8 protein-coding genes are annotated in these 12,380 nt (G+C 70.9%); 5 read left to right on the top strand and 3 right to left on the bottom strand.

Features of this window, described 5'->3' with window-relative positions:
* Window positions 1-117: 117 nt before the first annotated feature.
* Together HCA58_RS19155 and HCA58_RS19150 are read right to left on the bottom strand one after the other, a co-directional pair.
* Entirely contained in the window at window positions 118-807 is a 690-nt protein-coding gene (locus HCA58_RS19155) for a TrkA family potassium uptake protein (protein ID WP_205809101.1), read from the bottom strand.
* A gap of 2 nt (window positions 808-809) precedes the next feature.
* On the bottom strand, window positions 810-1,472 hold the full coding sequence (locus HCA58_RS19150) for a TrkA family potassium uptake protein (protein ID WP_169599202.1): 663 nt from the start codon (window positions 1,470-1,472) through the stop codon (window positions 810-812).
* A 152-nt stretch (window positions 1,473-1,624) separates the two neighbouring features.
* Between HCA58_RS19150 and HCA58_RS19145 the strand changes: the two genes are divergently transcribed.
* The 3 genes from HCA58_RS19145 (at window position 1,625) to dxs (ending at window position 7,065) form a co-directional block, all read left to right on the top strand.
* Window positions 1,625-3,688, top strand: coding sequence for an APC family permease (locus HCA58_RS19145; RefSeq protein ID WP_169599201.1), 2,064 nt, complete (start codon window positions 1,625-1,627; stop codon window positions 3,686-3,688).
* A 46-nt stretch (window positions 3,689-3,734) separates the two neighbouring features.
* Window positions 3,735-4,955, top strand: a complete 1,221-nt coding sequence (locus tag HCA58_RS19140; protein ID WP_169599200.1) for a TRAM domain-containing protein — start codon at window positions 3,735-3,737, stop codon at window positions 4,953-4,955.
* Window positions 4,956-5,124: 169 nt separating this feature from the next.
* Window positions 5,125-7,065, top strand: coding sequence for a 1-deoxy-D-xylulose-5-phosphate synthase (dxs, locus tag HCA58_RS19135; RefSeq protein WP_169599199.1), 1,941 nt, complete (start codon window positions 5,125-5,127; stop codon window positions 7,063-7,065).
* A gap of 112 nt (window positions 7,066-7,177) precedes the next feature.
* Here the strand turns inward: dxs and HCA58_RS19130 are convergent, their stop codons facing one another.
* Window positions 7,178-8,353 carry a hypothetical protein gene (locus HCA58_RS19130; protein WP_205809097.1) on the bottom strand — a complete coding sequence of 392 codons (1,176 nt, stop codon included), beginning with the start codon at window positions 8,351-8,353 and terminating at the stop codon, window positions 7,178-7,180.
* A 359-nt stretch (window positions 8,354-8,712) separates the two neighbouring features.
* Here HCA58_RS19130 and HCA58_RS19125 point away from each other — a divergent pair, with 359 nt between their 5' ends.
* Window positions 8,713-10,512 (top strand): hypothetical protein, encoded by a 1,800-nt coding sequence (locus HCA58_RS19125; RefSeq protein ID WP_169599215.1) that lies wholly within the window; start codon window positions 8,713-8,715, stop codon window positions 10,510-10,512.
* Window positions 10,512-12,335, top strand: coding sequence for a hypothetical protein (locus HCA58_RS19120; RefSeq protein WP_205809068.1), 1,824 nt, complete (start codon window positions 10,512-10,514; stop codon window positions 12,333-12,335). The genes HCA58_RS19125 and HCA58_RS19120 overlap by 1 nt, the downstream gene beginning before the upstream one ends.
* The last annotated feature ends 45 nt before the right edge of the window (window positions 12,336-12,380 follow it).

Genomic DNA, 12,380 nt, shown 5'->3' with positions numbered 1-12,380 from the left:
ATCGAAGAGGTCCAGCTGCTGCGACGCTATGCCCAACGTCATCCCAGCAAACTACCCGAAATAGATTCAAAACGATGGCCGCCACGCCGATGGCAGCCATCGTTTAACACCAGTCACCTAGCGTGACTCGCGGGTGCGTTCGACGCTGTCCGGGCCGAGCACCACCGCCCGTACCGCGTCCTCCATCTCGGCGGTGCAGACGAAGACCAGTTCGTCGCCGGCCTCGACCGGGTCGTCCGGGCTGGGCACCAGAACCCGTTTGCCGCGCAGGATCGCCACGAGCGCGGAGTCCCGGGGCAGTGGCACCTCACGCAGCGGATGCCCGACGTAGGGCGCGGTAGGCGGCAGGGTGATCTCGACCAGGTTCGCCTCACCCTGCCGGAACGTCATCAGGCGGACCAGGTCACCGACGGTCACCGCCTCCTCGACCAGCGCCGCCATCACCCGTGGCTTGCTGACCGCCACGTCCACGCCCCACTGCTCGGTGAACAGCCACTCGTTCTCCGCCCGGTTGACCCGGGCGACCACCCGGGGTACCGCGAACTCGGTCTTGGCCAGTAGTGAGACCACGAGGTTGACCTTGTCGTCGCCGGTCGCCGCGACCACCACGTCGCAGCCATCCAGCTCGGCCTCCTCCAGGCTGGTCAGCTCGCAGGCGTCGGCCAGCACCCACTCCGCGTCCGGCACCCGGGCCGGTCGGAGCATCCGGGGCTGCCGTTCGATGAGCATCACCTGATGGCCGTTCTCGATCAGCTCCTGGGCGATGGAACGGCCCACGTTGCCCGCACCGGCGATGGCGACCCGCATGGTCACTGACCTCCTTCCGGCGTCGCCGTCACGGATGTGACCGCCGCCACCATGTCGTCGGTGACCAGCATGAAGACCTGATCGCCCTCCTGCACCACGCTGGCCACGGTGGGCAGGGTGCCGATGCCGAACCGGGTCAGGTACGCCACCCGGGCACCGGTCGCCTCCTCCAGAGCCCGCACCGGACGGCCGATCCAGTCCTTGTGTACGGGCACCTCGACGATCGAGACGGTGCTTGTGGGGTCGCGGAAGATTTCCACGTTGCCCTCGGGGAGCAGGTGCCGCAGCATCCGGTCGGCTGTCCACCGGACGGTGGCCACGGTGGGGATGCCCAGCCGTTCGTAGACCTGCGCCCGGCGCTGGTCGTAGATGCGGGCCGCGACCCGGACCACGCCGAAGGTCTCCCGGGCCAGCCGGGCCGAAATGATGTTGGAGTTGTCGCCGCTGGACACCGCGGCGAAGGCGTCCGCGCGCTCGATGCCGGCCTGGCGTAGCACGTCGCCGTCGAAGCCGGCCCCGGTGACCGTGACACCGGCGAAGTCGGGCCTCAGCCGGCGGAAGGCGTCGGCGTCCTGGTCGATGACGGCCACCGAGTGCCCCCGGGCCTCCAGGTTGTGCGCCAGGGTCGAACCGACCCGGCCACAACCCATGATCACGACATGCACGCTGCCTCCCACGATGCGTACCACTGCGCCTCGTTGCCTGCGAGCCTGCCACGTCGGGACCGCGGGCGGGGACCGACGGTACTCCGGCGCCGGACGGGCCCGTAGCCGACCACCCCACGAGCCCATTGTCGGTGGTCGTACGCTTGGCCGTTGTGGCCCGATCCACCTCCCTGCTGAAGCGGCTGCTCGTCGGCCGGCCGTTCCGGTCCGACCGGCTCAAGCACACCCTCCTGCCGAAGCGCATCGCCCTGCCCGTCTTCGCCTCGGACGCGTTGTCGAGCGTGGCGTACGCGCCGGACGAGATCCTGCTGATGCTCTCCATCGCGGGTGCCTCGGCGTTCGTGTTCTCGCCGTGGGTGGCCCTCGGCGTGGTGGTGGTCATGCTGACCGTGGTGGCCAGCTACCGGCAGAACGTGCACGCCTACCCCTCGGGCGGCGGCGACTACGAGGTGGCCACGGTGAACCTCGGCCCACGCGCCGGGGTGGGGGTGGCCAGTGCGCTGCTTGTCGACTACGTGCTCACCGTCGCCGTGTCGGTTTCCTCCGGGGTGGCCAACCTCGGCTCGGTGATCCCCTTCGTGGCGACCCACAAGGTGCTCATCGCGGTCTCCGCCGTGGTGCTGCTGACCGCGGTCAACCTGCGCGGTATCAAGGAAGCGGGCAGCGCGTTCGCGATCCCCACCTACGGCTTCATGATCGTCATCATCGGCATGATCCTCACCGGGCTGGTCCGTGTCGTCGTGCTCGGTGAGGACCTGCGTGCCCCCAGCGCAGACCTGGTCATCGCCGCCGAGTGGCACGACACCACCGGCTGGGCGATGGCGTTCCTGCTGCTGCGTAGCTTCTCTTCCGGCTGTGCCGCGCTGACCGGAGTGGAGGCGATCTCCAACGGGGTGCCGGCGTTCAAGGCACCGAAGAGCCGCAACGCCGCCACCACGCTGCTGATGCTCGGCCTGGTCGCGGTGACCATGCTCGTCGGCATCGTCTTCCTGGCCCGGCTCACCGGGTTGCAGTTCGTCGAGGACCCGGACCTGCAGATCGTCTCCGGCCCACCGGGGTACGTGCAGAAGACCGTCACCGCGCAACTCGGTGAGACGATCTTCGGATCGAACTCGGTGCTGCTGTTCCTGGTCGTCGGAGTGACGGCCATGATCCTGTTCGTGGCCGCCAACACAGCCTTCAGCGGCTTCCCGGTGCTCGGCTCGATCCTGGCCCAGGACCGCTACCTGCCCCGGCAGTTGCACACCAGGGGTGACCGGCTCGCCTTCTCCAACGGAATCCTCTTCCTGGCAGGTTTCGCGATCCTGCTGATCATCGGCTTCCAGGCCGAGGTGACCAAGCTCATCCAGCTCTACATCGTGGGTGTCTTCGTCTCGTTCACCCTCTCCCAGGCCGGAATGATCCGGCACTGGAACCGGCTGCTGCACACCGAGCGGGACCCGCAGGTGCGCCGCCGGATGGTCCGCTCCCGGGCGATCAACACCTTCGGGATGGCGATGACCGCCGCGGTGCTGGTGATCGTGCTGATCACCAAGTTCCTGCTCGGCGCCTGGATCGCCATCGTCGCGATGGGCCTGATCTACGTGCTGATGCTCGCCATCCGCCGGCACTACGACCGGGTGGCAGTCGAACTGGCCCCGGACGACGGACGCCCGGTGCTGCCTGCCCGCAACCACGCGATCGTGCTGGTCAGCAAGCTGCACCAACCCACCTTGCGGGCGGTGGCGTACGCGCAGGCCACCCGACCGGACACCCTCACCGCGGTCACCGTCAACGTCGACGACCACGACACCCGGCAGTTGCAGGCAGACTGGGACCGGCGTGGGGTGCCGATCCCGCTCACCGTGATCGACTCCCCGTACCGGGAGATCACCCGTCCGATCCTGAACTACGTGGCCGGGGTCCGCCGCGAGTCACCGCGCGACGTGGTCACGGTCTTCATCCCCGAGTACGTCGTGGGTCGCTGGTGGGAGAACCTGCTGCACAACCAGAGCGCACTGCGGCTGAAGGGTCGACTCCTGTTCGAGCCCGGTGTGATGGTGACAAGCGTGCCGTGGCAGCTCGCCTCGACCGCCGGCAAGGACCTGGACCGGATGGACGCCACGCTCGGTCGTGGGCCGGTCCGGGGCCCCCGGGTGGCGCCCCGCAGCACCCTGCCTCCGGTGGCCGCGTCGCCGACCCCGCAGAGTGCGGCCGGGGAGGGTGATCCACGATGAGCGTGCGGACTGCCCGGCGGGACGCCGGACGTGGCGAGGGGGCGCGATGAGTGGGTTGGAGGAGGCGCAGCAGGTCGAGTTGACCGTGGCGGCGGTCGCCCCCGGGGGACACTGCGTGGCCCGGGTGGACGGCCAGGTGGTCTTCGTGCGGCACGCCTTACCGGGCGAACGGGTACTGGCCGAGGTGACCGAGGTGCACCGGGGCTTCGTCCGGGCCGACGCGGTCACCGTGCTGGAGGCCGCACCGGAGCGGGTCACCCCACCCTGCCCGTACGCCCGGCCCGGACGCTGTGGCGGCTGCGACCTGCAACACGTCGCCCCGGACGCGCAGTTGCGCTGGAAGGAGGCGGCGGTCCGGGAGCAGCTCGTCCGCCTCGGTGGTCTGGACGAGGCCGTCTGCGACGCGCTAGGCCTACGGGTCGCCGCCCTGCCGGGTGGACCGCTGGGCTGGCGGTCCCGGGTCCGCTACTCGGTTGACGCGGCGGGTCGTGCCGGGCTGCTCAAGCACCGCTCCCACGAGGTGGTGCCGGTGGACCGTTGCGTCATCGCCCATCCGGCCATCCAGCAACTGCCGGTGCTCACCGCCGCCGGGGTGAGCTGGCCGGACGCCGAGGCGGTGGAGACCGTCGCCAGTACCGGCGGGGACGTGGCGGTGACCGCCGTGACGGCCGGGACCAGCCGCCGGGTGAGTGGCCCGGAACAGGTCCGGGAGCAGGCCGCCGGTCGGCAGTGGGTACTGCCCGCCTCGTCGTTCTGGCAGGTGCATCCCGCCGCCGCGGACACCCTCGTGGATGCGGTACTGGAGCTGACCGACCCGCGACCGGGGGACCGGGCCTGGGATCTCTATGGCGGCGCCGGCCTGTTCGCCGCCGCGCTGGCCGCGCGGGTGGGCGAGTCCGGGCGGACCATCCTGGTCGAGGCGGCCGGGGACGGCATCGCGGCGGCCCGGGAGAATCTGCGTGACCTGCCCACCGTCGAGGTGGTGGCGGCGCGGGTGGAGACCGCGCTGGCCCGCCGCCGGCTCACCGGCCCGGTCGACGTGGTGGTGCTCGACCCGCCCCGCACGGGTGCCGGCGCGCGGGTGGTACGCGACGTGGTTGCCGCCGGTCCGCGCGCGGTGACGTACGTTGCCTGTGATCCGGCGGCGTTCGCCCGGGATCTTCGGGTCTTCACCGAGTCGGGTTGGCGACTGGCCCAGCTGCGCGGGTACGACCTGTTTCCGATGACCCGGCACGTGGAACTGGTCGGGCTGCTGGTGCCGGCCTGACCGGCCGTCCGCCGGAGCGTGTGCCGTCGGGTGGCAGGGGTCCCGACGGGCCGGCGGACCGGTGCGGGGCGCCATGCCGGCTACGGGTGTCGGGCTGACCAGGCGCTCAGTACCGGTGGTCGCCGCGCCCGGGCTGCAAGGTGCGCGCGGGCCGATAGACTCTGCGGTCATGAGTGTTGAAGAGGACACGGCCAACCAGGGTCGGCTGCTGGCCACGGTGCACGGTCCCCAGGACGTCAAGCGGATGTCGGCCACCGAGGTGGACATCCTCGCCGCCGAGATCCGTGATTTCTTGATCGCCAAGGTGTCGCGTACCGGCGGGCACATCGGGCCCAATCTGGGCGTGGTGGAGCTCACCCTGGCTCTGCACCGGGTCTTCGACTCACCCCGGGACCGGCTGCTCTTCGACACCGGCCACCAGGCGTACGTGCACAAGATCCTCACCGGTCGGCAGGGCGGGTTCGACCAGCTGCGTCAGCGTGGTGGGCTCTCCGGCTACCCCAGCCAGGCCGAGAGCGAGCACGACCTGATCGAGAATTCGCATGCCTCGACCGCCCTGTCGTACGCCGACGGCCTCGCCAAGGCGTACGCGCTGCGCGGCGAACAGCGTAGCGTCGTGGCGCTGGTCGGTGACGGTGCCCTGACCGGTGGCATGTGCTGGGAGGCGCTGAACAACATCGCCGCCACCGACAATCCGCTTGTCATCGTGGTCAACGACAACGGCCGGTCGTACGCGCCCACCATCGGTGGTCTCGCCCACCACCTGTCGACGCTGCGGCTCAACCCGGGCTACGAGAAGGTCCTGGACGCCGTCAAGGACGCCCTCGGTTCGACCCCGCTGGTCGGCAGGCCGATGTACGAGGTGCTGCACGCGGTCAAGAAGGGCGTCAAGGACGCGGTCGCCCCGCAGGCGATGTTCGAGGACCTCGGAATCAAGTACGTCGGTCCGGTCGACGGGCACGACGTGGCCGCCGTGGAGACGGCGCTGCGGGCGGCGAAGAACTTCGGCGGCCCGGTCATCGTGCACGCGGTCACCCGCAAGGGCTACGGCTACCGCCCCGCCGAGGAGGACGAGGCGGACTGCTTCCACGGCCCAGGTGCCTTCGACATCGCCACTGGCGTGTCCACCGCCGCCCCGGCGGTGAAGTGGACCCACGTCTTCGCCGACGAGCTGGTCGCGGTCGCCGACGAGCGGCCCGACGTGGTGGGCATCACCGCCGCCATGGCCGAGCCGACCGGCATCGCGAAGCTGGCCCGGAAGCATCCGGAGCGGGTCTACGACGTCGGCATCGCCGAGCAGCACGCGGTCACCTCGGCGGCCGGTCTGGCGATGGGCGGGCTACACCCGGTGGTTGCGGTCTACGCGACTTTCCTCAACCGCGCCTTCGACCAGGTCCTGCTGGACGTCGCGATGCACAAGCTGCCGGTCACCTTCGTCCTGGACCGGGCTGGGATCACCGGCCCCGACGGGCCGAGCCACTACGGCATCTGGGACATGTCGGTCTTCGGGGTGGTGCCGGGCCTGCGGATCGCGGCCCCCCGTGACGCCGCCACCCTGCGCGAGGAGCTGCGCGAGGCGGTCGCCGTCGACGACGGCCCGACCGTGGTCCGCTTCCCGACCGGCGCGGTCGCCGCCGACCTGCCCGCCCTGCGGCGGATCGGGCCGGTCGACGTGCTGGCGGAGTCGGCGCGTACCGACGTGCTGCTGGTCGCGGTCGGTGCCTTCGGCCAGCTCGGCATGGACGTCGCCGCCCGGGTCGCCGAGCAGGGCTACGGGGTGACCGTGGTTGACCCCCGCTGGGTCCGCCCGGTCCCGGCGGAACTGGTCGAGCTGGCCACCGCCCACCGACTGGTCGTCACCGTCGAGGACGGTGTCCGGGTTGGCGGGGTGGGTGACGCACTGGCCCAGGCGATGCGTGACGCCGACGTTCGGGTGCCGCTGCGTGACCTGGGCGTAGCACCCGACTGGCACCCGCACGGCTCCCGTGGCCAGATCCTGGCAGACCTCGGCCTGACCGCCCAGAACGTGGCCCGCGACGTCACCGGCTGGATCTCCCGCCTCGACACCGAGCCCGCCGACTCTCCTCACCTGACCCCCACCCCCAACTGACCCCCCCAACCGCACCGCGCCGATCATGCAGTTGTGGTTGCCGTTCCGGGAGGTACGCACCTTTCGGTGGGTGCCGCAACTGCATGATCGCGGGCGCTGGGGGTGGGGTGGGTCAGGTGCGGGGGGAGCCGGCGGAGCGGTAGTGGGTCTTGTCGTCGGCGGCGAGGCTGAAGGTCTCGCGGCGGTCGGGCAGGGGTGTCACCACCAGACCGGGGCGGTCGACCAGACGAGCCGTGTTCGGTGGCACCGACAGCGTGGTGTCCTTGGCGGCCCGCCAACTCAGCACCACCAGCGGCCGGCCCGGCACCGGCAGCTCGTACACCTGCAGAGGGTCCGTCCGGTCGGCGGGGGAGAGGACCACCGGACCGCCGTCGGCGGGACGGTACACGACCGCGCTCATCGCCCCCTCGGCGCTGTCCCAGGTGAGCTGCTCCAGCTCGGCCGGCTCGCCACCGTCGAGCACGATCTCGCCGAGGGTACGCACCGCGAGTGCCTCCATCGGCCAGGAAGCCGGCACCAACTGAGGAAGATCCCGGTCGCCGACGCGACGCAGGATGCTGCCGAACGGGCCGTCCTCGCCGGCCAGCAGGCAGGTGTCGAGGCCGTTCAGGGCCCGTCGGCCCGAGCCGCTCTCGTCGCGTACCAGCGGATACCGGGGGGCGGCGGTGCCGGTACCGAGGTCGAGCAGTCGATCGTTGGCCCGGCCACGGGGCAGCGACTCGGTGGAACGCAGGGTGGCGGTGACGGTCACCGCCCGACATTCGGGCACCTCGACCGGATCGGTCAGACCATCGGTGCCGGAAAGGGTACGGCCGTCGGGCCCGACCAGCCGCCGAACCCGTTCGGAGGTCAGGTAGCGCCGCCCCCCGGGTGACTGTACCGGCAACACGTCGGAGTAGGCCAGGTAGCCGGGGTCGGTGTACTCGGTGGCGTGGCTGACCGTGTACCGCTCACCGTCGCCGGTGAGCTGGAGCAGCCAGGAAGCGGCCTGCCCGGGTACCGACGCCGCGACCAGAGCCAGCGGCGAGCCGTCGACCTGACCGGAGAAGAGAATGCCGGAGGAGGGTAGATGCGCGCGGTCGTCCACGGGTGAGCGCCAGTCGCGTACGGCCTCGGTGACCGCGGTGGTCGCCGTGGTGTCCTCGGCCAGTGCGCCACGCGGTGGCCACACCGTCAACGAACCGTCCCGGCTGTCGTAGCCCACCCGCAGGTCCTGCGGCTGACGCTGGGCGACCGGCCCGCAGGCGGTGGCGGCGAGCAGCAAGGTGGACAAGCCGGTGGCGGCCAAGCCGCGCCAACGGGCTGGAGCCACCTGTCACGCCTCCCGATCGGATCGCGTCGTCGTGTCGGAGGGCAATAGTACGAGACGTCCCGGCGATGCTTCGGGTGGCCATACGCTGCGTCGCGCGGTCGGCACACCGGCCACAGGAGACACCGCGTTGACTTGGGGCATTTTCCCCACTCGGGTAGACTCCGCCGACTGTGACGCCTGCCGAGACCCGCGCTGCCGCGCTGCCGCGATCCGCCGACGTCGCCGACCCACCGTCCGAAGTTGTCACCGTGCGTGACCGGACGGTTGGCGCTTCCCCTGCGGACCGGATCACCTCCGGCACCGACGAAGCGGCCACGCGGAAGACCGGACCGACGGTGTCCGACGGTACGCGGGAAGCCGATGCCGTTGCTCCCGAAGCGGAACCCCGCCGTCGGTTCCGGTGGACGCCCCGGCGACGGGATCTCGCGGTCTTCGGCGGTTTCCTGCTGACCGCGCTCTGGGTGACCAGTCAGATCTGGGTGGACCCGGCGGGGAGGGTCGCCTCGCTCTACAGCAGTGACCCGGCCCAGGTGCAGTTCTTCCTCGCCCACTCGGTACGGGTGGTACTGCACGGGGAGTACCCGTTCTTCACCGAGCAGCTCAACTACCCCGACGGGGTCAACCTGATGGCCAACACGGCCATCCTCGCCCTGGGCATCCCGATGGTGCCGGTGACCCTGCTCTTCGGACCTGCGGTGACCTTCGTGCTGCTGGTGACGCTCGGTCTCGCCGGGACCGCCTCGGCCTGGTATTTCGTGCTGTCCCGACACGTGGTGAGCAACCGGCTCGCCGCGGTGGTCGGTGGCTGGTTCTGCGGCTTCTCACCGGCGATGCTGTCGCACGCCAGCTGGCACCCGAACATCATCAGCCAGTTCCTGCTGCCGTTCATCGTCTGGCGGGTCATCGTGATCACCCGGTCGATGCGGCCGTACCGGGACGGCGTGCTGCTGGCTCTGCTGGTCACCGCGCAGGCGTTCATCAACGAGGAGATCCTCCTCTTCACCGCGATGGGCTGCGGGATCTTCCTGATCGCGGTGGTCGCCCAGCGGCCCGCGCTCTGGTCGGCGGCCTGGCGACCGTTGGCCAAGGCGCTTGTCACCTGCACGGTGGTCGCGGGCTCGCTGCTGGCGTACCCGCTGTACATCCAGTTCGCCGGCCCGATGGCGTACCACGGGCTCAGTGACGCGGTCCGCGACTACGGCAACGACATTGCTGCCTACTTCGCGCCCGGTTCACCCACCGTCGGCGGTAGCCAGCGGGCGAACGTCAACCTCGCGCCGAACTACTCCGAGGAAAACGCCTTCTTCGGCTGGAGTCTGGTGCTGATCGCGGTCGGGATCGTGCTCTGGCTCCGCCGCGAGGTGCTGGTCCGGGCGCTCGCCGTGACCGCCGCCTTCTACACCGTCCTCTCCCTCGGTGAGCGGATCAGCTGGTGGGACCGGGAACTGATGGTCGGCCCGTGGGAGTGGCTGGTACGGCTGCCGCTGCTCGACGCGGTGGTGCCGACCCGGTTCGGCATGATCACCAGCGTGGTCGTGGCGATCCTGCTGGCCCTGGCCATCGAGCGGACCGGCACGCTGTCCCTGGACCGGCGTACCGTCCGTACGTTGACCGCCGCCGGTCTGGTACTCGCGTTGTTGCCGATCACCCCCATGCCGCTGTCGATGACTTCCCGCCCGCCGGTGCCCGATTTCATCACCTCCGACCGGTGGCGCCCCTACGTCGGACCGGACCAGACTCTGGTGCCGATCCCGGTGCCGAGCATGGGCAACACCCACGGCATGCGGTGGGCCGCTTCCACCAACCTCGACTTCAAGATCCCCGGCGGCTACTTCCTCGCCCCACGCAACGGCAACACCGGTGACCCGGGTCGCTTCGGTGGTCGGCCCAGCGGAGTCGGGAAGCTGCTGGAGGAGGTGGCCACCACCGGGCGGACCCCGCAACTGGACGATCGTCAACGGCGACGGTCCCTCGACGAGTTGCGGCACTGGCGGGCGGCGATCCTGGTGCTGCCGGTCTCGCAGCCGCATTCGGAGCCGCTACGGCAGACCGTCGAGCAACTGGTCGGTCCGGCCCGGCTCGAACTGGACGTCTGGGTGTGGGACGTACGGTCCCTCACCGACCCCCGGGTCTGATGTCCATCGGTACGACCGGACCGGACGACGAGGTCGGCAGCCGTCGCCGGTGGCGGCTCCGCCCGCGTACGCCCGACGCGGTGGTGGTGGCCGGTTACCTGGCACTGGCCGTCTGGCTCACCAACCGGCAGTGGGGTCAGCCGGACCGGCTGTTCCATCAGGCCGGCGACCAGATCCTCTTCGAGTGGATGCTGGCCCACGCCGCACGCGCCGTGGTCCGCTTCGAGGATCCGCTGTGGAGTGACGCGCTGAACGCACCCGGCGGGGTGAATCTGATGGCCAACACCTCGGTGCTGGGCCTGGGCATCCCGTTGACCCCGGTCACGCTGCTGTTCGGCTCGCAGGTGGCTTTCGGGGTGGCGGTGGTCGGCTGCCTCGCCGGTACGGCCACCGCATGGTACGTGCTGCTGCGCCGACGTCTCGTCGAGTCCCGACCGGCCGCCGCACTCGGTGGGCTGGTCTGCGGATTCGCTCCCGGGATGGTCGCCCAGGCCGGATCGCACCTGCACATGGCCGCCCAGTTCCTGGTACCGGTGATCCTGGCTCTGGTGCTCGTCCCGGATAGGGCCGGGGGCACTGCCCGACCGGCGGGGAGCGCGTCGCGGGTGTGGTGGCCCGGCGTGCTGCTCGGTCTGGTCGTGAGTTACCAGGCGTTCCTCGGCGAGGAGGTGCTGCTCCTGGTTGCGCTCGCCACCGGCGTGATCACCCTCGGGTACGCGCTGGCGGACCGGGCCACCACCCGCCGGCTCGCCCCGGTCGTGGCCGGCCGGATCGCGGTCGGTGCGGCGGTGGCGGCGGCGCTGTTGGCCTACCCGCTGTGGTTCCAGTTCTTCGGCCCCGGGCACTACCGGGGGATGCCGTTCCATGCGCACGGCTTTCAGTTGGACGCCGCGTCGTTCACCGCCACGGCCCGGCAGACCGTCTTCGGGGACCACCGCATGCCCGCCCTGCTGGCCCCCAACGCGACCGAGGAGAATTCCTTCTTCGGGCCGGGTCTGCTGGTGCTGGCCCTGGTCGTGACGGTGTGGCTGTGGCGTCGACCGCTGGTCCCGGCCCTCGCCGCCTGCGGCGTCGTCTTCGCCCTGCTCTCCCTGGGCCCGCAGGTTCGCCTCGGCGGCACGGCGACGGATCTGCCGGGCCCGTACCGGCTGATCGCCGGGCTGCCGCTGCTCGACCATGTGGTGCCGGCCCGGTTCTCGCTGGTCTGTGTGCCGGTCCTGGGTGTCCTGCTCGCCCTCTCCGTGGACCGGGTGCAGCGACAGCCGGCGGCCCTCAGTGGTCGACCGGATGCGGTTCCGGTGCGGTTGCTCTGGGCCGGCACGGTGCTGGCGGCGCTACTGCCGCTGACGCCGACCCCGATCCGTACGGTGCCTGTGTGGCCGGTGCCAGCCTTCGTGGCGGAGGGAACCTGGCGGGCGTACGTGCCGGCGGGGCGGACGGTCGTCTCGGTGCCACCGGTGACGAACGCGGGCCGGAGCCCGGCGATGCTCTGGTCCGCCCGCACCGGGCTGGCGTTCACCGCACCAGGCGGCTTCTTCATCGGCCCACGTTCGCCGGAGGACCCCCGGGCACGTTGGGGTGCCCCCGACCGGCCCACCTCCCTGCTGTTGCGTCGGGTGGCCGACTCCGGCGAGGTGCCGGCGATCAGCGAGGTCGACCGCCGGCAGGCGGTGGCCGACCTGCGGCACTGGCGAGCAGCCGTGGTGGTCCAGGGTGGGCTGCACCACGGTGACCCGGTGCGGCGGACGGTCGAGGCCCTGCTCGGGCCGGCCCGGGAGATCGATGGTGCACTGGTCTGGGACGTACGGCACCTCGTGGACTGACGTGCCCGGCGGGGTCAGACCGTCCAGGCGGCCTGTCGTCGAGGC

This window comes from Micromonospora sp. HNM0581 (genome assembly GCF_012726175.1).
In the GTDB taxonomy this organism is placed as follows: domain Bacteria; phylum Actinomycetota; class Actinomycetes; order Mycobacteriales; family Micromonosporaceae; genus Micromonospora.
This window is presented reverse-complemented; position numbering and strand designations above follow the sequence as displayed.